This is a genomic window from Enterobacter cloacae complex sp. FDA-CDC-AR_0132, from assembly GCF_003010695.1.
Classification (GTDB): domain Bacteria; phylum Pseudomonadota; class Gammaproteobacteria; order Enterobacterales; family Enterobacteriaceae; genus Enterobacter; species Enterobacter ludwigii.
In genome coordinates, this window is record NZ_CP027618.1 from 4762272 (window position 1) to 4785057 (window position 22786).

22 protein-coding genes and 2 pseudogenes are annotated in these 22786 nt (G+C 48.9%); 10 read left to right on the forward strand and 14 right to left on the reverse strand.

Annotation, left to right across the window (positions count from 1 at the left end; translation table 11 throughout):
• Positions 1-39 precede the first annotated feature (39 nt).
• Genes hemB through thrS form a run of 4 tightly spaced genes read right to left on the reverse strand, consistent with a single transcriptional unit; the run spans position 40 to position 5268 of the window.
• Positions 40-1062, reverse strand: a complete 1023-nt coding sequence (hemB, locus tag AM379_RS23140; protein ID WP_004175376.1) for a porphobilinogen synthase — start codon at positions 1060-1062, stop codon at positions 40-42.
• A 60-nt stretch (positions 1063-1122) separates the two neighbouring features.
• A complete protein-coding gene (locus AM379_RS23145; protein WP_000803506.1) occupies positions 1123-2469 on the reverse strand; it encodes a dihydroorotase in 1347 nt (448 codons plus the stop codon).
• Positions 2466-3317 (reverse strand): M14 family metallopeptidase, encoded by an 852-nt coding sequence (locus AM379_RS23150; RefSeq protein ID WP_000595497.1) that lies wholly within the window; start codon positions 3315-3317, stop codon positions 2466-2468. Before AM379_RS23150 ends, AM379_RS23145 begins: the two co-directional genes overlap by 4 nt.
• On the reverse strand, positions 3310-5268 hold the full coding sequence (thrS, locus tag AM379_RS23155) for a threonine--tRNA ligase (protein WP_106504310.1): 1959 nt from the start codon (positions 5266-5268) through the stop codon (positions 3310-3312). The genes AM379_RS23150 and thrS overlap by 8 nt, the downstream gene beginning before the upstream one ends.
• Before the next feature lie 252 nt (positions 5269-5520).
• On the opposite strand from thrS, the gene AM379_RS23160 reads away from it, so the two are divergent.
• The 4 genes and pseudogenes from AM379_RS23160 (at position 5521) to AM379_RS23175 (ending at position 8434) form a co-directional block, all read left to right on the forward strand.
• Positions 5521-6432, forward strand: a complete 912-nt coding sequence (locus tag AM379_RS23160) for a metal ABC transporter substrate-binding protein (protein WP_024622772.1) — start codon at positions 5521-5523, stop codon at positions 6430-6432.
• Positions 6429-6788: pseudogene (gene sitC / locus AM379_RS23165) on the forward strand (iron/manganese ABC transporter permease subunit SitC); the annotation flags it as partial. The gene AM379_RS23160 and the pseudogene sitC, both read left to right, overlap by 4 nt.
• On the forward strand, positions 6782-7609 hold the full coding sequence (locus AM379_RS23170) for a metal ABC transporter permease (protein WP_021575195.1): 828 nt from the start codon (positions 6782-6784) through the stop codon (positions 7607-7609). The pseudogene sitC and the gene AM379_RS23170, both read left to right, overlap by 7 nt.
• Positions 7610-7624: 15 nt before the next feature.
• On the forward strand, positions 7625-8434 hold the full coding sequence (locus tag AM379_RS23175) for a DUF1460 domain-containing protein (RefSeq protein WP_000709111.1): 810 nt from the start codon (positions 7625-7627) through the stop codon (positions 8432-8434).
• A gap of 16 nt (positions 8435-8450) precedes the next feature.
• On the opposite strand, the gene AM379_RS23180 is transcribed toward AM379_RS23175, so the two are convergent.
• From AM379_RS23180 to AM379_RS23200, 5 genes are all read right to left on the reverse strand, one after another.
• Positions 8451-9317 (reverse strand): isocitrate dehydrogenase, encoded by an 867-nt coding sequence (locus AM379_RS23180; RefSeq protein WP_001419903.1) that lies wholly within the window; start codon positions 9315-9317, stop codon positions 8451-8453.
• A 129-nt stretch (positions 9318-9446) separates the two neighbouring features.
• Positions 9447-10007: a carbonate dehydratase gene (locus AM379_RS23185; protein WP_000944851.1), complete on the reverse strand. Its 561-nt coding sequence runs from the start codon at positions 10005-10007 to the stop codon at positions 9447-9449.
• Positions 9997-10932, reverse strand: coding sequence for a GTP cyclohydrolase FolE2 (gene folE2, locus AM379_RS23190; RefSeq protein ID WP_000020322.1), 936 nt, complete (start codon positions 10930-10932; stop codon positions 9997-9999). The genes AM379_RS23185 and folE2 overlap by 11 nt, the downstream gene beginning before the upstream one ends.
• Positions 10933-10995: 63 nt before the next feature.
• The gene (gene dksA / locus AM379_RS23195; RefSeq protein ID WP_000165782.1) at positions 10996-11418 is read right to left on the reverse strand and encodes an RNA polymerase-binding protein DksA; all 423 of its coding nucleotides are present in this window, start codon (positions 11416-11418) and stop codon (positions 10996-10998) included.
• A gap of 70 nt (positions 11419-11488) precedes the next feature.
• Positions 11489-12688, reverse strand: a complete 1200-nt coding sequence (locus AM379_RS23200; RefSeq protein WP_000831732.1) for a CobW family GTP-binding protein — start codon at positions 12686-12688, stop codon at positions 11489-11491.
• A gap of 97 nt (positions 12689-12785) precedes the next feature.
• Between AM379_RS23200 and AM379_RS23205 the strand changes: the two genes are divergently transcribed.
• The 3 genes from AM379_RS23205 to AM379_RS23215 all read left to right on the forward strand — a co-directional run bounded on the left by AM379_RS23205 (position 12786) and on the right by AM379_RS23215 (position 15168).
• On the forward strand, positions 12786-13238 hold the full coding sequence (locus AM379_RS23205; RefSeq protein WP_000211298.1) for a Fur family transcriptional regulator: 453 nt from the start codon (positions 12786-12788) through the stop codon (positions 13236-13238).
• An 81-nt stretch (positions 13239-13319) separates the two neighbouring features.
• Entirely contained in the window at positions 13320-14702 is a 1383-nt protein-coding gene (gene cysS, locus AM379_RS23210) for a cysteine--tRNA ligase (protein WP_024622774.1), read from the forward strand.
• A gap of 70 nt (positions 14703-14772) precedes the next feature.
• Positions 14773-15168 (forward strand): NAD(P)-binding domain-containing protein, encoded by a 396-nt coding sequence (locus AM379_RS23215; protein ID WP_071562427.1) that lies wholly within the window; start codon positions 14773-14775, stop codon positions 15166-15168.
• A 29-nt stretch (positions 15169-15197) separates the two neighbouring features.
• On the opposite strand, the gene tnpC is transcribed toward AM379_RS23215, so the two are convergent.
• From tnpC to tnpA, 3 genes are read right to left on the reverse strand one after another with little or no spacing between them, the layout of a single operon-like run.
• Positions 15198-16787 carry an IS66 family transposase gene (tnpC, locus tag AM379_RS23220; RefSeq protein ID WP_015632444.1) on the reverse strand — a complete coding sequence of 530 codons (1590 nt, stop codon included), beginning with the start codon at positions 16785-16787 and terminating at the stop codon, positions 15198-15200.
• Between the two features lie 29 nt (positions 16788-16816).
• Positions 16817-17167, reverse strand: coding sequence for an IS66 family insertion sequence element accessory protein TnpB (gene tnpB / locus AM379_RS23225; RefSeq protein ID WP_032414478.1), 351 nt, complete (start codon positions 17165-17167; stop codon positions 16817-16819).
• Positions 17164-17571, reverse strand: a complete 408-nt coding sequence (tnpA, locus tag AM379_RS23230) for an IS66-like element accessory protein TnpA (protein WP_015632445.1) — start codon at positions 17569-17571, stop codon at positions 17164-17166. Before tnpA ends, tnpB begins: the two co-directional genes overlap by 4 nt.
• A gap of 95 nt (positions 17572-17666) precedes the next feature.
• On the opposite strand from tnpA, the gene AM379_RS23235 reads away from it, so the two are divergent.
• Positions 17667-18404 carry an NAD(P)-binding domain-containing protein gene (locus tag AM379_RS23235; RefSeq protein WP_228705405.1) on the forward strand — a complete coding sequence of 246 codons (738 nt, stop codon included), beginning with the start codon at positions 17667-17669 and terminating at the stop codon, positions 18402-18404.
• Between the two features lie 11 nt (positions 18405-18415).
• A complete protein-coding gene (locus tag AM379_RS23240; RefSeq protein WP_001190536.1) occupies positions 18416-20065 on the forward strand; it encodes a nucleoside recognition domain-containing protein in 1650 nt (549 codons plus the stop codon).
• Between the two features lie 266 nt (positions 20066-20331).
• On the opposite strand, the gene zigA is transcribed toward AM379_RS23240, so the two are convergent.
• Together zigA and hisI are read right to left on the reverse strand one after the other, a co-directional pair.
• Positions 20332-21555: a zinc metallochaperone GTPase ZigA gene (gene zigA / locus AM379_RS23250; RefSeq protein WP_000005768.1), complete on the reverse strand. Its 1224-nt coding sequence runs from the start codon at positions 21553-21555 to the stop codon at positions 20332-20334.
• Between the two features lie 36 nt (positions 21556-21591).
• A pseudogene (gene hisI, locus AM379_RS24580) lies at positions 21592-22011 on the reverse strand (phosphoribosyl-AMP cyclohydrolase).
• Positions 22012-22143: 132 nt separating this feature from the next.
• On the opposite strand from hisI, the gene AM379_RS23260 reads away from it, so the two are divergent.
• Positions 22144-22626, forward strand: a complete 483-nt coding sequence (locus AM379_RS23260) for a Fur family transcriptional regulator (RefSeq protein ID WP_021575198.1) — start codon at positions 22144-22146, stop codon at positions 22624-22626.
• Positions 22627-22786: the final 160 nt, after the last annotated feature.

Genomic DNA, 22786 nt, shown 5'->3' on the forward strand with positions numbered 1-22786 from the left:
GCTCCTGCTTAGCGACTAAGGAATTTTGTCAACAGGGAATCAATATTCCCGTTTATGTTGATTAAGCAACTGGGCTACTGTATTGGCAAAATAAGTCAGTATTCCATCCGCCCCGGCGCGTTTGAAGCACATAAGTGATTCAAGCACCGTTTTTTCTTCGTCCAGCCAACCATTTCGGAAAGCGGCCATATGCATCGTATATTCCCCTGAAACCTGATAGGCAAAGACGGGTACTGCAAAAGTTTTCCTGGCTTCCCTGATAATATCCAGGTAAGGCATGCCCGGCTTAACCATCACCATGTCTGCCCCTTCCTGCAAATCCTGGGCAATTTCATGCATAGCTTCCATTGCATTCGCCGGATCCATCTGATAGCTTTTTTTGTCCCGTTTACCCAGTGATACAGCAGATTTCGTCGCCTCGCGAAAAGGACCATAATAGTTCGACGCGTATTTTGCTGAATACGCCATTATCTGGATATTAAGCAGTCCATTCGTTTCAAACGCTTGTCTGATATGACCGATGCGGCCATCCATCATGTCGCTTGGAGCGACAATATCTGCGCCTGCTTCGGCGTGGGTAAGCGCCTGTCTGGTGAGAATTTCTTTTGTCGGCTCATTAAGTACATATCCATTTTCGTCAGTGATGCCGTCCTGACCATGTGTCGTATAGGCGTCAAGAGCAACGTCAGTTATCACCCCGAGTTCAGGAAAAGCCTTTTTCAGCGCCCTTACAGCTCGCGGTACTAAACCGGATGGATCCCACGAAGCGTCTGCCATCAGCGATTTAGCAGAACTTTCTATACACGGAAATAGTGCAATAGCAGGTATACCTGCCTGAACAAATTGCGCGGCATCATGAAGCAACATATCAACCGACAGACGAAATACGCCCGGCATCGACGGCACTTCCTGTCGCAGGTTTTGCCCCTCAATAATGAATACCGGTAAAATCAGGTCATCTACGGTCAGCTGATTTTCAGCGACCAGACGGCGACTGAAAGAATGGGTGCGAGAACGGCGCAGTCGTCGTGCCGGGAAAGAACCAGGAATAATAATACTCACAAGATTTGCCTCTTCTGAATTCTCGGGGAGAAGTTATGCCTGAGCAAAATAAATACGTGGCTAGCGACAGAATTCCAGTGGCAGGCCGTACTTCTGCTGTATGGTGCGCCCATTCCAGATAACGTGGCCATTTACCAGCGTCATATCAACCGCCCCGCCTGACAAAATCCGGCCTTCAAAGGGGGACCACCCGCATTTGTATGCCACATCCTCCCGGATTATCTGTTGATGACTAAACGGATCGATAACCACCAGGTCCGCCCAATAGCCTTCTCTGATATAGCCACGATCTTTGAGCTGGAAGCGCTCGGCTACAGCATGGCTTGTCTTTCTCACCACCATTTCCGGGGTAAAAATCCCCCTGCTGCTCATATCCAGCAGTGCAGGAAGAGCATGCTGCACCAGCGGTAAGCCGGAAGGCGCAGCAAAATAGTCATTCTGCTTTTCCTCCAGCAAATGCGGCGCATGGTCAGTCGCGATAACGTCAATAATGCCTTCATTAACGCCTCTCCAGAGGGCTTCCTGATGAAAAGAGGATTTTACGGATGGATTACATTTGAGCTTATGCCCCAGCATTTCATAATCGTCATAATTAAAAAACAGGTGATGAACGCAGGCTTCAGCTGTAATGGTTTTCTGGCGCAGCGCCTCCAGCGTGGGAGCAGCATCAAAGAGAGCGAGTTCATCTGCGGTGGTGATATGCAGGACATGTAATCGGGTACGATGTTTTTTCGCCAGAGAGACGGCCTGGTGGGAAGATGTCAGGCAGGCGTCCACAGAACGAATAGCGGCATGTTCGCCAGCAGGAATAGCGTCCCCCAAACGAGCCCGCCATGTCTCCTCATTATGCTTTATTGTCGGGGTATGCTCGCAATGTGTTGCTACCAGGCAGGGTGCGTTGGCGAAAATACTTTCCAGGATCTGTTCATCGTCCACCAGCATATTTCCGGTAGAAGCTCCCATAAACACCTTCACCCCACAGGCTTGCGAAGCCGTAAGCGCTTTCAGTTCGTCAAGATTATCGTTCGTCGCGCCGAAGTAAAAACTGTAGTTCGCCAGCGAAGAATGCGAGGCACGTTGAAATTTCTCACGCAGCGCCTGAAGGGTCGTTGTTGGTGGCGTAACGTTAGGCATTTCCATAAAACTGGTAATGCCTCCCATTACAGCGGCAGCTGATTCACTGGCAATGGTTCCCTTATGCGTCAGACCGGGTTCGCGGAAATGAACCTGATCGTCAATCATACCGGGGATCACCCATTTCCCTCGCACATCAATAACCTGCCATTCCGTTCGGGAGGGAATAAGCGAGGCAATTTTCTGGATCCGTCCTTTATCAATGAGGATGTCGGCCGGATAGCGCAAGTCTTCATTGATTATTAATGCATTGGTCAGTAATAAAGGCTTCATGACATCCCGCTCCCGATGCTGTTGCGCTCCAGTATCGATGAGATAAACGCGCCGATTAAATAACGGTTTGCTTCTGCTCGTTTTGCAAAGGGTTGCAATCCCGGCGTTTCAGTGCACGCTGCGACGTCGGAACAGGAAGAAAACAACCATGATTCAAATGACGAATCGAAATGGTTAAAAATAATGCCATCCTCACATTCACAACCATCAACTCGCTCTTTTTCCATGACCGGGAAAAAGCGTTCAAGTTCATCACGTAATGCCACGCTGAAATGACCCAAGCGAGTAGCATGTTCGAAAGTGTAGAGATACGCCTTATGACGAAGAATATCTTCATGGCAACAGAGCACACCATGACTTGCTGCGTTTTTCAGAAGCGTTTCATAGTTGAGCAGTACTTTTCCTTCAATAGAAGGCTCGACTTCTGCACCTTTGGTAAAGCCTCGGTTTGGATTCTGTCCAAGACTATTAAGGCGGCTACCAGTGCGCAGACCAGAGAGGTTTACAAGCGGTAAAAAACTCACGGCTACGTTATCAAACAATTCAGGGGAGCCCTCGCGCAAAAAATCCAGCATCCCCCAACATCCCGCGGGTTCTTCTCCATGAAACCCTGCCGCAATCAGTACGTGAGGAACATCTGCCCCCTGATTAACAGATTGATAGAGTGATATTTCTCCATCACCAGTATTACTAAGAATGATCTCGGAAAGCCCCCATCGCCTGGACTGTTCTCTGAACGCCGTTTTATAAAAATCGATATCGTTGCTTTGGGTATCATCCTCCTTCACCGGCCAGACGTGACGACCGCTCTCGCGTCGGGGGATATCGCTTCTGCTTTGCTTAATCAAGGTGAACCTCCGGTGGCTGGCAACATATTTTGATAGCGTCTGCCGCCTCATTGAGTAACAGCGTCCCCATGCACCTCCCGGTACGATCGCGCACCGTGACACGCGCCGCATTCTCCTCCGCATCGCCAACGATCAGCAGGAAAGGAATGCGGGCCAGAGTCTGTTCACGGATTTTAAATCCAATTTTTTCATTGCGGAGGTCGGCCTCACAACGCAGCCCTTTCTTGCGAAGCGCCTTCAAAACCTGCTCCGCATAGTGATGCTGCTTGTCGGTAATCGTCATGACCACGGCCTGAACCGGCGACAGCCAGGCGGGCAGTTTACCGACGTAATGTTCAAGAAGGATACCGGTGAACCGCTCAAGGGAGCCGAAGAGCGCCCTGTGCAACATCACCGGGCGTTTTGTCGAGCCATCCTCGGCAATATAGCCAATATCAAATCGCTCAGGCAGATTCATATCCACCTGTAGCGTTCCGCACTGCCAGTCACGACCAATCGCGTCGCGTAACACAAACTCCAGTTTAGGGCCATAGAAGGCACCTTCACCGGGATTTACCGACCATTGTAATCCCTGCGCTTCCAGAGAGGCTGAGAGCGCGTTTTCCAGCCTATCCCAGTCTGCGTCGCTTCCCATCCGCTTTTCAGGACGAGTGGATAACTTGATTGCGACCTCTTCAAATCCAAATTGCTTATAAATATCAAGCACCAACTGAAGGATACTTTTACATTCCCCCTCGACCTGTTGCAGCGTGCAAAAGATATGCGCGTCATCCTGAGTAAAATGGCGGACCCGTAATAAGCCATGCAGCGATCCAGAGGGTTCATAACGATGGACTTTACCAAATTCAGACAGGCGAACGGGTAAATCGCGGTAACTCTTGATCCCGTATTTAAACAGCGATACCGCCCCAGGACAGTTCATCGGCTTGAGAGCGAAATTCCGGCCATCCTCGGTTTGTGTCGTAAACATATGATCACGATAATTATCCCAGTGACCGGAAATTTCCCACAGGCTGCGGTCCATGACATCAGGCGTATTGACCTCAACGTAACCCGCCACCTCATGGCGGCTACGCATATAGGCAATAAGCGACTGAAAGATTGTCCACCCCCTGGGATGCCAGAAAACCGCGCCTGGCGCATTGTCCTGAAAATGAAACAAATCCAGCTCCCGACCCAGCTTGCGATGATCACGTTTCTCCGCTTCTGCCGTTTTCTCAAGCCAGCCATCAAGCTGTTTTTTGCTGGCCCATGCCGTGCCATAAATCCGCTGTAGCTGTACATTGTTGGCTTCACCACGCCAGTAAGCACCGGATACGTTAAGCAACTTCATATTTTTTAGAAAACGAAGATCCGGAACCAATGGGCCATTAAAGCCGTCCGTGAACTGCCTGAGATGGCATAGTGTCACCGACTTATCTGCCAGTATTTCCATCAACTCCGTTGATTTGAATTTCTCGCCCCGCTGCTCAAAACAGTCAATAGCCTGTGCCCGCGTGACCTGCTCTTTAATAATCGGCGGGTTTTCAGCGATCAGACTTGTCATGTGCTGCTCAATCATCCCCAGGTCATCGCGAGTAAAAGGTTTATCTACCGCGAAATCGTAATAAAACCCTTCCTTAGTCAGTTGCCCTTCTACCATCCTGGCCGAGGGAAACAGCTGTTTTACAGACGCTGCGAGAAGGAGAAGACAACCTCGGCGAATCGGGCCCAACGCTTCTTCATCAAAAACTGTAATGATATTGAGCTTTCCACTGTTCTTTGCTTTCTCAAGCAGATCCACACATTTACCATCAATTTCCGCGTACACAGCGCTTTTCGCGACGGAAGAACCGATGCTTTCTGCAACGTTGTGCAAAGTTGCCCCTTTTCTGACGTGCTTCAGAGAGCCATCAGGAAGAGTAAAAGTGAGAGGTTCTGACTCTGTTATAGGCGCTTCTGACATTTTCATATCCCAACATAGCTCAGTGATTAACAGCAACTATGTTGCATTAATGCACATTTTAACGCAACCATGTTGCATTAAAAGTGGCATGTCTGAGATATCAGCGCTTGCATAAGCCATGAAATACTGTGCCATCAGCTCTTAAATGATAAAGATAATTTTTCTCATTTAAATATAGCCTGTGCTATGTTGCATAGTATAAGCTATGTTATAACATTACCAATTATTAACAAACAGTGATTTCATCAGGAGATAACCATGCTTCAACTAAAGACGGTAAAGATAATCCTGTTAAGCACCTTTATCACAGGACTGACAGCTATTCATGGCGCTTATGCTGCTGAAAAGTTTAAGGTCATCACGACATTCACGGTAATTGCTGACATGGCACAGAACGTGGCAGGGGACGCCGCCGAAGTCAGTTCGATTACCCGGCCTGGCGCAGAAATCCATGAATATCAGCCTACAACCGGAGATATAAAGCGTGCTCAGGGGGCACAGCTAATCCTTTCAAATGGCTTCAACCTCGAACTCTGGTTTCAAAAATTTTATCAACGATTGAAAAACGTACCGGATGTGGTGGTCACTACAGGTATCACTCCAATAAGCATTACCGAGGGTCCGTATGATGGAAAACCAAATCCTCATGCCTGGATGTCGCCTGATAATGCACTGATTTATGTAGATAATATTCGTGATGCGCTGGTGAAATACGATCAGGGAAATGCTGAAACTTACAAAGCCAATGCGGACGCCTATAAACAAAAGATCCGTCAGACGCTTGAACCGCTGCGTAAACAAATAGAAACCCTCCCTGCCGAACAGCGCTGGCTGGTATCGAGCGAAGGCGCATTTTCTTATCTGGCACGCGATCTGGGACTGAAAGAACTCTATCTATGGCCGATTAATGCCGATCAACAGGGAACCCCGCAACAGGTTCGTAACGTAATCGATAAAGTCCGGCAGAATAAAATTCCGGCGGTATTTAGCGAAAGTACCGTTTCCAATAAACCAGCCCGTCAGGTCGCACGCGAAACAGGTGCACATTATGGGGGCGTACTTTATGTGGATTCCCTGAGCGCAGCAAATGGCCCGGTTCCCACCTACCTTGATCTGCTGAACGTCACTACCCGGACAGTGGTACAGGGTTTGCACAGCGGAATGAGGTAGGATTACATCCGGAAAGGCTTAAGATATTATTTTTCCTTCTGTTAACCCTCTCCACCGTTGCGGCATTACAGACCGTAGGCGCGTTCATGGTGATCTGCCTTGTGGTAACGCCTGGCGCAACGGCCTGGCTGCTTACTGATCGCTTCCCCCGCCTGGTCTGTATTGCGGTGACCATAGGCAGTGTCACCAGCTTTCTGGGTGCGTGGGCAAGTTACTACCTTGATGGCGTAACGGGTGGCATTATCGTGGTCGCTCAGACCCTCATTTTCTTGCTGGTGTTCATTTTCGCCCCGGTACATGGCTTACTGGCGAACCGCCGATCGGTTTCTCAGTCAAAAGGACCGCGTAAATGCTGAATATGCTCATTGAACCTTTCCGCTTTGACTTCATCAATTATGCCCTGATAATCGCGCTGCTGGTCTCTGTTCCCTGCGCCCTGCTGTCTGTTTTTCTCGTGCTGAAAGGTTGGGCTCTGATGGGGGATGCCATGAGCCATGCCGTGTTTCCCGGGGTTGTACTGGCCTGGATTGTAGGGTTGCCATTAGGCACCGGAGCTTTTGTGGCTGGATTATCCTGTGCTTTACTTACCGGATATATTAAAGATAACAGCCGCATAAAGCAGGATACGCTGCTGGGTATCATTTTTTCGGGTATGTTCGCCTCCGGACTGATTTTGTATGTCTCAGTCCGTCCGGATGTTCCGCTTGAACATATCCTCTTTGGCGACATGCTTGGTATAAACGCCACCGACATACTCCAGACGGGCACCATTGCCTTATTTATACTGCTGATTACCGGAATTAAATGGCGTGATTTCCTGCTTTACTGTTTTGATATTCAGCAGGCCAGGGTCAGTGGACTACGGACGGGATGGCTCTATTACGGATTACTGAGCATGATTTCGCTTACTGTTGTCGCCACGCTAAAGTCCGTGGGGATTATTTTATCCGTCTCTTTGCTTATCGCGCCCGGTGCTATTGCAGTTCTTTTGACGCAACGATTTAGCAACGCATTATTCATCGCTGTGGCTTTATCGGCTCTGGTATCAACGACCGGCGTTTACCTCTCTTATTTCATTGATAGTGCGCCTGCGCCAACGGTTGTTTTGCTTTTTGCCCTGATATTTATAGTTATTTTTATATACTCAAGCTTTAAATATAATGAGAAATATCTCTGAGGAAGTTGATATTTTATGAAAAAAGCAATTATCTTTCTCCTTTCATTTTATAGCTGCGTGGGATTCGCTGAGCCTCAGCAGGCACGAAGCGACTATTCTATTGAAGAAAGTCAGGCGAAAGTTAACAAAATCCTTCATACCACTTCGTTGTACAGAAATGGCCTCAGCTATAATGAACGCGTTGCTGAGATATCCTCCCGTTTCCTCGGAACGCCTTACCAGGCGCATACACTGATTGGATCATCTTCGATGCAAGAGAGGCTGGTCACTAATCCCAGTACCGTGGATTGTTTTACTTTTCTTGATTATGTTCGCTCCATGGCGCACGCCAGTAGCTGGCAAACTTATGTATCTGAACTTGTTAAGACTCGTTATACAAACGGAATGATTGATTTTACTGGCAGAAAACATTTTTTCACGGACTGGGCGGTCATATCTCCGCGAAATGCACAAGATGTTACTCAGGACATCAGTCCGTATACTATTACTGTCAACAAACAGCTAAACCAAAAGAATAAAAAACAAGAATATGTTAAGGGTCTCGGCATTATCTCACGACGGATAAGTTACATACCGGCTTCTGCAATAGATAAAGAGGTAATAAATAAACTGCAAACAGGTGATTATGTGGGTATTTATTCAACAAAAAGAGGCCTGGATGTTTCACATGTTGGGATCATTATCAAAGACCACAATAACATCTGGTTCAGAAATGCATCGTCATTAGCGAAAAATAGAAAGGTAGTTGACTCACCTTTTATTAGATACATGGCTACAAAACCGGGTATTGTAGTTTTACGAGACAAAACAGATCAATACCCCTGAAAAGTAGAATAGTGTGTCAGGCAATAGCGCCTTTCCCCACTCCCTCAAAGGCATGGACTTCTATTTTCGCTGCGGGTAAACCGTGCTCAATTGACTGCCTGATAAATAAAGCCAGTGACTCAACCGTGGTATCACACGGCAGAATATCTACTACCTCAGAACAAAGCATGATTTCAAAGTATCCCTGAGAACTCCGCCAGGAAGAACATGTCAGCCCCTTATGCCAGTATGCAACGCCACGCGGTGAAAGTGTTGTCACTGTAACGACATCTTCCCGGCTTAATAGATAAGCGTTATTCCATCGCGTTGCCCACTTCTGTTCCCACATATGGCTTCGCTCACCATCCACAAAAATTCTGATCGCAGAGCGATGCCCATGCGCTATTCTCTGGCAATTTCCGCGGTGTTTTTTCAGTCCATGCGAATAGTGATAACTGTCCCCATTAATACTTTCCGGCCGTAACGTTATCGTTATGTCTTTTACTCCTTGCGGCAAACACGCCAGTAAATGTTTTTCTATTTGGGATTCAAGGCAACGGGAATTAATATTATCTGTTTGGACCAGCCAGAAACTCTCCTGCGGCCCGGAAATAAAACACTGGGTCTCCCCATTCTTACGCAGCATGGCGACTTCCGTCGTAGTGCCTGCATGACTAACAATAATATGACTATTTTGTTCCGGCACAATCAGGACATGATCGGCCAGTTTATCAATTTCATGTTTGATACTTTTTTTAGCATGTGAGAAATCCATTACCATTGACTCAGCATTCAGATCTCCCTCAAGAATAATATCAACAATAAGGCTATCGCCAATCAACCCGGATTCCGCATCAAGGAAACTAAAATCCATGACCGTCAGATCATTAATAAAAAGTTTCACCGCTACCTCTTTAATAAAACAGAAAAGCCTCTTCCGCAAAAGGAAAGAAGAGGCAAGTATCATTTTGCTACATTAATAACAAATCGTTAATAATACGGTGTTACGTTAACGGCACTAGCCGAGCCATACTCAGAATTCATTGCGTAACTTCTGATAACCTTCGACCAGTTTAACGTTGGTACTGGCCACTTCTTCTGAAAATTGTAAAGAAGCGGGGTCTACCCTCGAATAACTTTTAAGATCGGAATCAGGCCCCACGCGTTCCGTTGATGGAATATAGGTATTCTCAGGCAAGGTAACGCCATCCACAACTGCATTATAGCGAATAACACAACCAGTCTGAATATGACAGTTAAACAACACGCTGTTGAATCCAATAAATACCCGCTCGTCAACCTGACAGGGGCCATGCACTATTGCACGGTGGGCAATAGACGTTCCGCTTCCTATTGTCACTGGCGCGCCGCTTTTTGAGTGAATAACCACCCCGTCCTGAATATTAGAGTGGGAATGGATAATGATAGGATCCATATCCCCGTCTGCATTTAGCTCGTCAGCCCGGATAACCGCATAAGGTCCGACGTAAACATAATCATGAATAATGACACGTCCACAAATTACCGCGGTGGGATCGATATAGGCCTTTGTTGACACCACTGGGGTATGACCTGATGGGTTTTTACGTAACATTTTTACTTCCTTTCCAGTGAATACGGGCAACGGCATTATGAGGATGCAGGCTTTCCTGATGCTCAACCCTGATATCAAATGCTTCACAAAAGGGTGCACAACGAAAAACGTTATTGAGCCGACGGGCAGCATCTTCGCAAAACATCAGATTCTGACCGTTAGCCACCGCAAAAGCCTGTTCGTCGCTCCGCTTGACAACCGTTTGCACGGCTGTCCCGAGAGCAACTTCAGCATAATCAATCAGTTCAATCACAGGCAGTGATTTTGCTTCAGGATTAAGACGGATACTCACCCATGCCCAGCTTCGCTGGCTGTGCGGGGTTGCCGGCATTCCTTTCTCAACAAGCCAGTCGGCTATTTCTGCTGCCGGGAGCCTGTCGATCCTGTTACCAAAGTCTTTGCTAAACTGCAAACCCGCGACGTGGCGGCTAAGTGCAGCGGAAGCCGGGCAGGTGGACGAATAAGGGATACCCACTTTGAGGGTAACCGTAAAAGATTGCCTGAGTTCGGCGCTCAGAGTCAGAGGATAAGCTTTCCAGCCGGAGTGATTAGAATTTAACGACTTACGCGACAGTAACAAATCCCCTGAAATCTCAATACTGGCTTCATCACTACGTCCCTGATGAGATACCAGAAATGCTTTCAACACATGTTGCAATAATGCCGGTGTGATTTCCCCTTGTGTCAGTTCGTCCAGAAGAAGATAAAGACGAGACATATGGATCCCCTTTTCAGCTTCAGGTGAACTGAGAAGGTTTATGCCAGCATTGACCTTTGCTGATACCGGCCTGCCTGCGATGTCTATCGGCAGGTCAATTTGTTCCATGCCAACCCAGGATAATGACTCGCCCTCACCGTCCCCCTTAGTGGACTGAATATCCGGTAGCATTCCGGGGCATAAGGTTTGTTTGGCTGCAATACTCATATATACCTGCCTGATCTGATATTTACTCTCATCCCTACCCTGCCCCCTGCCTGAGCCACCGCTTTATTTCTTTCGGTACTGAATCTCAACTTTTTCCTCCTTTGTTTTGGCTTCAATACTTAATTCTGCGGTGGGCCTGAGTAGCAGGCGTTGCAGACCGATAGGTTCGCCTGTATCCCGGCAGAAGCCATATTCTCCTTTTTCAAGCCGCATAAGCGCTGCATCATATTTCGGCAACAGGCGGCTTTCTCTGTCTATCTGTCTGAACAGCAGACGTAACTGCTCTTCACGAATGGCGATGTCACCTTCGTCACCCGTTTCTGGATTATCCTGCAGTTGTTGCTTCATCTGGTCTATATGATCAAGCACCTCCTGCCTTTCGTGGCGGATAAGCCGCCGGAAGTAGTCCTGTTGCACAGGATTCATGTAATCTTCTGGCAGCATCGCCAGGATTTTTTCTCGTTCAGCGCGGGTAGGTTTAGTCATGTCCTGTACCGATAAAATTGCGTAATGAAACGTTATAACATAACATTAACTGCCGCTGCAAAATAACCTGTTAAGCCAGCCGGGCCACTTTCGTGGGCCAGGGATCGTGGAAAATCCCCCCCTGCTGCCACCAGAGAATTTCCTCTTCAGTGAGTAAACACTGGCGCAATGCGAGGGCAAAATCGTCAATTTCGCCGCTCTCGCCAATAACAGTCAGGCGGCAGCGCCGGTCACCAAATCTGCCAGGCATTTTTGCCAGTTGCTGACGGATAGCTGCGCGTTCTTCCTTTGTCAATGAATTATCAGTGTGAGTCAGGACCCCGGCTTTCCAGTAGCTTATGAATTCGAGATTGATGCTCCCTGCTGCCTGGTTCCACAATAATGCCAGGTCATCCCTTCCCGGTAGCCAGAAAAACCCCTTGCTGCGGTAAACGCCTGCGCCCATGAAGCGATGGCAGGTATCCCACAGCCGCTGCGGATGAAATGGACGGTCATCCTCAATGACCCTCCACGAAATATCGTATTTTTTATCGGTTTCATCCGGCAAAACTGCGTCAATGGCATCCTGAAGCTCATCGATAAGTAACGCCACCCGATGAAAATCGTAATCCGGCATGGAAAGCAATTCATCCAGCTGTAAATTTCCCCAGGGCACGGCCATAATTGCAACCTGGGGATTAAGGGGATGTATGGCTCTGGCTACCTCAGTAACCACATAGAAGGGTAACCGGTCGTTTTTGGTTAATAAGAGCTTATTACAGAACATAATCTGTTCTGCCAGCAGGCTTTCCACTCCCCGGGTTCCTTTATTGAGGTGCTCCTGGAAAACCGGAATAAGCTTCTTTCCACCGTCGTAGTCATCATTAAGCATGACCGTATCAACAAGAGACAAAAATGCTTTGAGACTTACCTGGGTATGTTCTCGCAGATAGCGGACCAGGGGAAGAGGATGGCTGCTACCTGAGGTTTCCAGTAAAATAAAATCCGCAGACCGTTTTTCGAGCAGGTTTTTCAGCGCGGAATCCAGCTTCTGGATCCCGCTTCTGCTGCTGATACTGTCTGCTGAAATACTCACAAAATTGTTACTGGCTGCATCAACGATTTCTGTGTTGGCTATCAGGACGCCATCCACATCAAGTTCACTCATGTCATTAACGATGACGGATACAGTCATTCGCCGTTTGTGTGCCTGTGTAAGAAGGTTTTTTAGCAGAGTAGTTTTCCCTGCCCCCAGAAAACCATTAAGGATAATGAGCGGTGTTCTTTTCATAGCATCCAGCCTTATGCCGCTAAACGTTAATGCAATCAAGTTGCAATAATACCGGCTTCCTGCCAAAATTCAAATGACATGACTCGGAGGGGGAAATATGACAACACCAGTAGCCAAAACGTATGACTGGAAGCAAACGTTGCGCACACATGGTTTGCGGGCAACGCCATCCACCCTTGCTACACTGCAGTGCCTTGAACATGCCAGCCAGGCCATGAGCCATGACGATTTAACTCAGCAACTGGGCGAGCAGGCTCCCGATCGTGTGACCCTTTACCGAATACTGGAACGGCTAATGCAGGTCAGTATTGTCCAGCGTTATACCGACTCGGCAAGAACTCAGCGTTTCGCTCTGACCCAACGGGCTGCCGTAGGACTTTTTGAATGCGATAACTGCCATCATGTTATTCCTATTGAGCAGGATCCAGCCCTGGAAGCGGCCATTGAATTGGTAAAATCACATCTCACTGGACATGGTATGACCGAACGGGAAATTACCCTTTCCAGTCATGGTATCTGTCCGGACTGTAATCGTACTATCACCAAATAATTTTTTTCTTATTCCGGACGACTGTTAATTAGCGCCAGGCGTGTTCGTGTGCTGCTATCTAAAAATAATGAGGTAAACGTAATGATTAAACTAACAAACACGCTTGGTATGCAAAAGGAGCTATTAGTTCCGGTTAAAGAGAGCAAAATCGGCATGTATGTATGCGGCGTGACGGTTTATGACCTTTGCCATCTTGGGCACGCCAGAACCTTTGTAGCTTTTGATATGATTGTCCGCTATCTGCGTTTTCGCGGATACGATGTGACTTTCGTGCGTAACATTACTGATATAGATGATAAAATTATTCAGCGCGCCCGTGATACGGGAGAGGACTGGCGCAGCCTGACAGAGCGGATGGTGCATGAAATGCACATTGATTTTGCAAAGTTAGGCATCCTGCCGCCAAACATCGAACCTCGTCCCACAGAGCACATCCCACAAATCATCAGTATGATCGAACGACTTCTGCATCGACAATTTGCTTACATTGCAGAGAATGGTGACGTCATGTTCTCCACTGCATCGGCAAAAGGCTATGGAAAGCTTTCGGGACAGGATATTACCATGCTTCGTGCCGGGACCCGCATCGAAGTGAATGAGTATAAACGCGATCCGCTGGATTTTGTTCTCTGGAAGCGGGCAAAACCCGGCGAGCCCGTCTGGCCATCACCCTGGGGTGAAGGGAGACCTGGCTGGCATATTGAATGTTCCGCAATGAACTGCCATTACCTTGGTACCCATTTCGACATTCATGGCGGTGGTTCTGACCTGATATTTCCCCATCATGAAAATGAGATTGCCCAATCCACCTCCGCCAATGATGGCCCTTACGTAAATTACTGGCTTCACACCGGCATGGTGACGGTGAATAAAGAGAAGATGTCGAAATCGCTGAATAGCTTTTTTACCCTGCGCGATATTCTGAATCGGTTCGATGCCCAGAGTGTGCGCTTCTTCCTGCTAAGCGCACATTATCGTAAGCCGCTGAATTATAGCGAGGAGAATATTCACCTCGCGCGCGCCTCGCTGACACGGCTCTACACCGCATGCCAGTTCGCTGACGGGTCTCGATCTGAACAGCACGATGCATGGCGGGCCAGATTCTGTGAGGCAATGGATGATGATTTCAATACACCCCAGGCGCTTGCCATTTTATTTGAACTGACAAGAGAGATTAACAGGCTTTGCGGAACGAATGATGATGAAGCCGCAGCACTTGCCACCACGCTGAAAGACCTGGGGAATGTGCTGGGTTTGCTTGAACAATCAGCGGATGCCTTTTTGAAAAACCGCAGTGATCTTCATCCTGCAGAACTGCAACTTATTGAAAAGTTAATTCACCAACGCAGTGAGGCACGACGTATGGGCAAATGGGACAAGGCCGATCGTTTAAGAAATGAATTAGCGGAGCAAGGCATTGATCTTGAAGATGTCGGCGAAAATACCTCATGGCGTATCCGATAAGTTGTCCCTCTGGATGTAAAAAATTTCAATATCAATTGTTATGTTATAACGTAATGCAAAGGGTAATTTTATGAACCAACCACGCGAAGTCGTTATTGTCGGTGCGGGTCCGGCCGGGGTGGGTATGGCGGCGCTTCTTCGTCGTAGTGCCATACAGGATATCCTGGTCGTTGACAGTCACGAAGTAGGTGCCTCCTTTATGCGCTGGCCGGAAGAAACCCGTTTTATTACTCCTTCTTTTTTTTCCAATCCGTTTGGACAACCAGACCTGAACTCTGTGACCCCTGACAGTTCATTGGCGCTTTTCTGCGGTGAAGAACATCCTGGGGGGAAAACTTATGCCAGTTACCTTAAGGCCGTACTGGATGAGTATCAGATACCCGTCATGGCTCCCGCCAGGATTGCAAAGGTTGCGTTGCTCAGTTCCGGTAATTTTATACTGATAACAGAAGCAGGAGAGAAGTAAGCGTTAACCGGACGCCGTATTGACACTGGTCAGGCAGGTATAGCCACGTTCCACGGCAGAAGTTCACCAACCCTGTTGGAAGGCCACTCAGGCAGAACGCTCAGGATGTGGCGCAGATACGCTTCTGGATCGATACCGTTCAGACGGCACGTTCCGATCAGTCCGTACAGCAGTGCACCACGTTCGCCACCATGATCGCTCCCGAAGAAGATGTAGTTTTTCTTTCCCAGGCAGACGGCGCGAAGCGCCCGCTCCGCGGCGTTATTGTCGGGTTCCGCCAGACCGTCACGGCAGTAGTAACACAGGGCATCCCACTGGTTCAGGGCATACGTGAACGCCTCTCCCAGCCGGGATTTTTTCGACAGTGTCGCACTTTTCTCCACCATCCACTCATGCAGTGACGCCAGCAGCGGCGCACTCCGCGACTGTCTGGCCGCCAGACGCTCTGTCTCCGGCATGCCGCGTATTTCCGCTTCGATGGCGTACAGTTCGCCGATGCGTTTCAGCGCTTCCTCCGCCGTGGCGCTCTGGCTGCTGATGTACACGTCGTGGATTTTTCGGCGGGCATGCGCCCAGCATGCCGCCTCTGTCAGCACGCCGCCTTCTCGCGATGTACTGAACAGCCGGTCATACCCCGCGAAGGCATCTGCCTGCAGGACGCCACGGAAGGAGCGAAGGTGCAGCTCCGGGTGTTTTCCCTGCCGGTCCGGTGAGTACGCGAACCACGCTGCCGGAGGATCTGACGAACCGGCATTCCGGTCATCCCGGACATACGTCCAGATACGCCCGGTTTTCGTCTTTTTCCTGCCCGGCGCCAGCACCGGCACTGGAGTATCATCTGTATGCAGTTTGCGGCAGTTCATCACGTAGTGATAAAGGGCTTCGTCCAGCGGCGCCATTAAACGGCAGCACGCATCCACCCAGTTGGAGAGCAGTGCGCGGCTCAGCTCCACCCCCTGGCGGGCAAGGATTTCCGTCTGGCGGTACAGCGGCAGATGTTCACAGTATTTGGCTGTTAACACACGGGCCAGCAGACCCGGTCCGGCGATACCCCGCTCGACAGGACGTGACGGCGCGGGAGCTTCCACGATACCGTCACATTTTGTGCAGGCTTTTTTTACCCGCACTGTGCGGATCACTTTCAGGGCGCTGGCAACCAGCTCCAGCTGCTCCGCGCTGACTTCGCTGAGGTACGCCATTTCACCGCCACATGCCGGGCAGCAGGTTTCTTCCGGCTCCAGTCGGAGTATCTCACGGGGAAGATGTTCCGGAAGCGGACGACGGTGCCGGGACTGACGGAGCTGGCGGGGAACCTGCGGGTCGTCTTCCCGCCCACTGTAACGATCGCTCGCCTGTTCGCGCTGTTTCAGCAGCGCTTCGGCCTGTGCCACCTCGCGGCGCAGTTTTTCAGAACGGGTGCCGAACATCATACGGCGCAGTTTTTCTATCTGAGACCTCAGGTGTTCTATCTCCCGTTCGTCTTCCTCGATCTTTTCTTCAGCGCGGGTCAGCGCAGAGCGCAGGAAGGCCTCAGTCTCGGCAACGAGACTGAGCTGGCTGTCTTTCCGGCGAAGTTCTTCTTCCAGCGCGGTGATACGGGCGAGATAGTCCTGACTCATGACCCATTTATAATGCGGCCATGCTTTTTTTACAACATTGTCAGTGAGTTAAGACGGGGTGTTTTGGGCTGACGCCAGTCCAGCTTATCGAGGAGCATGGCCAGTTGCGAGCGACTAATGGCCACCTTGCCGTCGCGCACGGCGGGCCAGATGAACTGCCCTTCCTCAAGGCGTTTGGTGAAGAGGCACAGTCCATCCGCATCTGCCCAGAGAATTTTGACGGTATCACCCCGGCGGCCACGGAAGATGAACAGGTGGCCGGAGAAGGGGTTCTCATCCAGTACGTGCTGTATCTGCTCGCCCAGACCGTTGAAGGATTTACGCATGTCGGTGGCGCCGGCGACCAGCCAGATACGGGTGCCAGACGGGAGGGAGATCATCGTCCCCTCCCGGTCAGTTCGCGAAGCAGTGTTTTCAGGATAGCGGGAGATAAGTTCCCTGTCAGGCGCAGACTGGCGCTCCCGACAGCCACTTCGCAGGTCATCACCTCACCGTAAGCGGAACCGGATGGTTCATAGTGTGGTTCTGCATGATGTGACAGGGACATGTCAGATACCACAACAGGGATGACAGCATCAGGTTTACTGACTGAACGTTGTATTTCATCGGGCAAAAGGTGGCTGTAGCGCTGGCGCCATGTAAACAACAGATTGTCATTAATCCCGTGTTCTCTGGCCAGTTGGGCCACGCAGGCTCCAGGCTGATAAGATTTTTCGACAAGTTCCAGTTTAAAGTCCATGGAGTAAGACGCACGAACCCTGCGGGGACGAAGAGAATCTGACATTGATAGAGTCCATTAACGTTTATAAGAGGACTCTATCATCGTCAATCACCGGAAATTTCAACAGACGGTACTGAGATGACGCTTACGGAGAGAAGCTGGAAACACGCTCTTTAATATGGGCTACAGGCGAATTCCAGTTCCCAGACCGGCAGATTTTTCCTGGAGCAGATATTTGTTGCCATTACGGTGATGTGACCAGCTGGAAGGATTTCAGGAAAGGTGAATACATTGTTATAGGCGGCTATGAAAGCGCGGTGGATGCCGCTGTAAACCTGCTGGAAAATGGCTCATCGGTAAAAATGTTAACCCGCTCAGCCCCCTGGTCAACTAACCACATCAGCGATCCCAGTCTATCGCTTTCCCCTTATACCCGTGAGCGTTTGAACAGAGTGATGAATCACCGTCTTTTCGAAATTTATGAAGATGCGGATGTCTGTGAAGTAATCAGAATGCCCGGCCCGGGAAGTTCGTACAAAGTCCATACCACAAACGGACGCGCCTGGGCTACTGACGAGGTGCCTGTGCTTGCTACCGGCTTCCAGTGTGGCGGAGGAGCAAGGCAACTGGCTGCTTTTTTTGAATGGAATGATGATGGCTATCCGGTCTTAACGGACGAAGACTGCTCAACCCTTTTTCCTGGTTTGTACCTTGTCGGCCCTCATGTGCGGCATGCCGGTAATATTTATTGCTTTATCTATAAGTTCCGTCAGCGCTTTCCCGTCGTGGCAGAAAGTATCACGCGTCATCTGGGCCTGTCCTCTGAAGGAGTACGGGACTGGTGGGTTCTGCCTTCAGAGCCTGACTGCTGTGCCGATGAGGACTGTGCGTGCTGAGGTCCGTGTTTATGCAATCATTCGTTTTAATGGGATTAGAAAGTGCAGGAAAATCTACCCTGTTTAATATCCTGACGGAAAGTGCTGCCAGTGATGAGCGTAATTTCAGGGGATCGACCGTTGTATGTCGGGAAGGTCTCATTAATGATGCAGGGATCTGCCTGGTTGATACGCCAGGCATACGTTTTCAGAGCGACAGTGAAACCACAAAACTCGCCCTTGATGCGCTAAATCAGCATGATGGCATTCTGGTGGTTCTGCGGGCCACGCACGCTCAGCAGGAGTGGCAAACGCTCTGTCACCTCATACCGCCACAGGCAAAACACGTTGTTATACTCCTGACCTTTGCTGATAAGATCAGAAAGGGCCTTCTGGAAGTGACTGAATACCTGAGTGAAACATCAGGTGCGCCGGTACTGGCAGTCAATGCCCGGGAAGCTGGCAGCAATGTTCGCCAGGGAATAGTGCAGTTGCTGTTGCAGGATAAACCTGCACCCTCCGCTGTCTCTTTACCCCGTCAAAAGATACCGGTAATTAATCTGCTGGCTGAATTTCCTCAACAAACGATATTTGAACATCGTTGGTGTGGAAAAGTTGCTGCAATAGTATGCCTTTTCCTGCTGTTTGCCGTTCCGGTATGGGGGGCATGGCTGCTGTCAGATTTTATTCAGCCTGTCATTGACAGTGCGGTTATTCAGCCGCTTAAGAATATAACGACGAGCTGGCCCGACGTTCTGAAGACACTATTTGTCGGCAATTACGGTCTTTTTAGTCTGGGACTTTATTCGTTTGTATGGGCATTTCCTGTGGTGGTACTGATAGGGTTGTCTCTTTCGCTGACTGACGACAGTGGACTTAAGGAAAGAATTACAGCGACGCTGGATCCCTGGTTGAGAAAACTCGGCCTCAGCGGTCAGGACCTTATTCCTGTATTAAGCGGTTTCGGCTGTAATGTCGTGGCGGTTTTTCAGAGCCGTTCGTGTTCGCGATGCACCCGGCATGCTTGTATAAGTATGATTAGCTTTGGGTCCGCTTGCAGCTATCAGACGGGGGCGACGCTTTCTCTTTTTAATGCCGCCCATCAACCATGGCTCTTTATCCCCTATCTCAGTCTGCTGTTTTTCACAGGCGCAATACATACGCGCCTCTGGAACGGGTCGTTGAAGCCTGGCCAAAACCAGCGTCTGACAGAGCTCACCTGGCTACAATGGCCACGCTGGCGAAATGTGACATGGATGCTGAAAAATATCCTCCGTCAGTTCATTACGCAAGCCATGCCGTTATTCCTGATTATCTGCATTGTTGCGGGGATGCTTGATTACGCAGGGATCACTCGCTGGCTGAGTGAAACGACGGCACCTTTACTTCATCTTTTTAAACTGCCAGCAGAACTGATGCCCGGGATCATTTTTTCACTGCTAAGGAAAGATGGTTTGATGGTGCTCAATCAGGATGGCGGCAGCTTAATACAGTCTCTCAGCACATCTCAGTTACTGCTACTTGTCTGGCTCGCCTCTACGTTGATGGCCTGCCTTGTCACGGTATTTACCATCGCCCGGGAAATAAACTGGCGGTTTGCAGCAGCAGTGGCGGGAAAACAGGTATTAAGTTCTCTGGTGGTGGCTCTGGTGATATCCCAGTTATTTATTCATGAGGCATAAGTATGATCCCCAAGACTTACCAGCAATGGTACCGGTGCATCACAGAAGAATGTGGAATTCCCTTGACGCAGGCATTTATTGCATCCCGTCTGGCAGTCCTTGAGTCCCAAGATCATCAGGAAACCAGACGTTTTGTCTCGCTATATGGGCAACAACATCTGAATAGTGTTGTACAGTGGTTCAAAAAAGCTGGGGAAGAATTGTTGTAAATCTGCCCCCTTTTCGCTTTCATACGAAGGCACCCGACAAATGCGGGTGCCTTCGATTCATTCTTCGAACCAGGGCTCAACAGGATCGGAATAATGCCGCCACTTTTGAGGCCCTTCTGCCATTTCTGCATCCGTTAACAGGGCGGAATCCAGTCTGTTGCGCAGTTCTGATTCATTCATATCCATTCCAATAAAAACGAGTTCCTGACGGGCATCACCAATGCCATCTATCCAGTTAGACATGATGAACTTCAGTGACTCAGCATCCTCTGGCCAACGTCCTTTCGGCACACTAGCCCACCACATGCCCCCCAGCCCCTGGCGCGCAATGCCACCTGCCTGCGACCATGAACCTGCGAATTCCGGACGGCTGGCCAGCCAGAAGTAACCTTTTGATCTGACGACTCCATCCAGCTCATTTTCCATCACCTGCCAGAAACGGGTCGGATGAAAAGGCCGGCGGGCGCGAAAGACAAAGCTGGTGATCCCATATTCTTCTGTCTCCGGCGTATGTTCGCCCCGGAGTTCTTTAAGCCAGCCGGGTGCCTGAGCGGCCTGCTCGAAATCAAACAGCCCGGTATTAAGTATGTTGCCCAGCGGAACCTGTCCAAACTGTGAAACAACGATTCTGGCCCGTGGATTAAGCGAACGTAAAATCGCCATCAGTTTTTCTTTTTGCGCTTCACTGATAAGGTCAACTTTATTAAGGACCAGCACATCACAGAATTCAATCTGATCGATCAGCAAGTCAACAACGCTCCTTTCATCACCTTCACCTAACGATTCTCCGCGTGACTGAATGCTGTCTTCCGAACCGTAGTCTTTCAGAAAATTGTACGCATCCACCACAGTGACCATGGTGTCAAGGCGGGCCACCGTCGAAAGGCTTTCACCGTCATCGCCCGCAAAGGTAAATGTTTCAGCAACAGGCAGAGGCTCAGATATACCGGTGGACTCAATGACAAGCTGATCAAAACGCCCTTCTTTTGCCAGACGATTAACTTCGAGAAGAAGATCTTCGCGCAATGTGCAGCAAATGCAACCGTTGCTCATTTCTACCAGTTTTTCATCAGTCCGGGAGAGTTCTGCACCACCTTCCCTCACAAGGGCAGCATCAATATTCACCTCAGACATATCATTAACAATGACAGCAACACGACGGCCTTCCCGGTTGTTCAGAATATGGTTAAGCAGTGTCGTTTTCCCTGCTCCCAAAAATCCCGAAAGTACGGTAACCGGCAGGCGTTTATCGCCATGAAAATTTGCACTGACTTCGGACATTACCTTACATCTCCTCAGATATTCGTTGTGTTCGGATTAACCAGGATCGTTGAGCACGGTTAGCTCATCGCCTTTAATGGCGTTGTAAAAACAACTCCGCCGACCTGTGTGGCAGGCTCCACCTTTTTGATCCACAAGCAGTAGTACCGCATCTCCGTCACAATCCAGACGGATATCATGTACTTGCTGAACGCAGCCGGAGGTCTCACCTTTTCGTCAAAGGCATGATCGGGATCGCGACCAGTAACAGGCTCTGCCAGTCAATAAGGTTTCATCAAGAGCCTGTTGATTCATCCAGGCAAGCATCAACACCTCTCCAGTGTCATATTGCTGTGCAATCGCAGCGATCAATCCATGAGAATCCCAGGGTATTGATGCCAGGATATCTTCAAGTTTAAAAACTGCACCTGCATGGGCTTTTTCCAGTAAGAGAAACATTGGCACCTCACTTATCATGTGTTATGTTATAACGTAACAATAAAATTTGCCAGTTCTTCTTTCCTTACATGGCACGATCAAAACATCAGTAGATTTCCATCGTTTCAGGACAAGAAAAGATAACATCGCTTGAAAATTACAGGAGGCCCGGTGAGTAATAGCCCATATTCTCTAAGTACAAGGGACACTGCATTATCGTCTACGGATTGTTCCGGGCGGAGAGAGCTGATTGAGAGTAAGAAAATACGAATCACACCGCTCCGGGAGAGAGTTTATAATTTCGTCAGTCATGCTAAAGAAAAAGGCATTAGCGCATACCAGATACTGGAATTAATGAAGAAATATAATCCGAATGCAAAACCGGCTACGGTTTATCGTTCTCTGGATTATTTGCAACAGGCAGGGATTATCGTAAAAATAGAATGCTGTAGCAAATTTATCAAAAAAAATAATTTATCCTCTGATGTTGTGACTATTTTTTTGATTTGCTCAAACTGCGGAACAATAATCCAACATACTGACCACCTCATTCATACTTACATTGAGAAAAAAGCAATAGATTATGGTTGTGCTGTACAAAAAAAAGATATTGAAGTTAAAGTAATTTGCCCTGATTGTCGAGGAAAGGGTTAAATCACCAATACGAATAATCATTGAAATCGAGTCAGGCGATAAATAAATTTTAAAATATCTAAAAGCCATCACACTATTACCTGACTCTATAATAAATATAACCGTCAACAAGGATTGTCGGTTGCTTTCATAATTGGCGTCAACAACCTCAACCTTCAGA

Coding starts and splice junctions, on each gene's coding strand:
- AM379_RS23145 (WP_000803506.1), bottom strand. CDS start 2,469: ATGAAGCCTTTATTACTGACCAATGCATTAATAATCAATGAAGACTTG.
- thrS (WP_106504310.1), bottom strand. CDS start 5,268: ATGAAAATGTCAGAAGCGCCTATAACAGAGTCAGAACCTCTCACTTTT.
- AM379_RS23160 (WP_024622772.1), top strand. CDS start 5,521: ATGCTTCAACTAAAGACGGTAAAGATAATCCTGTTAAGCACCTTTATC.
- AM379_RS23170 (WP_021575195.1), top strand. CDS start 6,782: ATGCTGAATATGCTCATTGAACCTTTCCGCTTTGACTTCATCAATTAT.
- AM379_RS23175 (WP_000709111.1), top strand. CDS start 7,625: ATGAAAAAAGCAATTATCTTTCTCCTTTCATTTTATAGCTGCGTGGGA.
- AM379_RS23185 (WP_000944851.1), bottom strand. CDS start 10,007: ATGTTACGTAAAAACCCATCAGGTCATACCCCAGTGGTGTCAACAAAG.
- folE2 (WP_000020322.1), bottom strand. CDS start 10,932: ATGAGTATTGCAGCCAAACAAACCTTATGCCCCGGAATGCTACCGGAT.
- dksA (WP_000165782.1), bottom strand. CDS start 11,418: ATGACTAAACCTACCCGCGCTGAACGAGAAAAAATCCTGGCGATGCTG.
- AM379_RS23200 (WP_000831732.1), bottom strand. CDS start 12,688: ATGAAAAGAACACCGCTCATTATCCTTAATGGTTTTCTGGGGGCAGGG.
- AM379_RS23205 (WP_000211298.1), top strand. CDS start 12,786: ATGACAACACCAGTAGCCAAAACGTATGACTGGAAGCAAACGTTGCGC.
- cysS (WP_024622774.1), top strand. CDS start 13,320: ATGATTAAACTAACAAACACGCTTGGTATGCAAAAGGAGCTATTAGTT.
- AM379_RS23215 (WP_071562427.1), top strand. CDS start 14,773: ATGAACCAACCACGCGAAGTCGTTATTGTCGGTGCGGGTCCGGCCGGG.
- tnpC (WP_015632444.1), bottom strand. CDS start 16,787: ATGAGTCAGGACTATCTCGCCCGTATCACCGCGCTGGAAGAAGAACTT.
- tnpB (WP_032414478.1), bottom strand. CDS start 17,167: ATGATCTCCCTCCCGTCTGGCACCCGTATCTGGCTGGTCGCCGGCGCC.
- tnpA (WP_015632445.1), bottom strand. CDS start 17,571: ATGTCAGATTCTCTTCGTCCCCGCAGGGTTCGTGCGTCTTACTCCATG.
- AM379_RS23240 (WP_001190536.1), top strand. CDS start 18,416: ATGCAATCATTCGTTTTAATGGGATTAGAAAGTGCAGGAAAATCTACC.
- zigA (WP_000005768.1), bottom strand. CDS start 21,555: ATGTCCGAAGTCAGTGCAAATTTTCATGGCGATAAACGCCTGCCGGTT.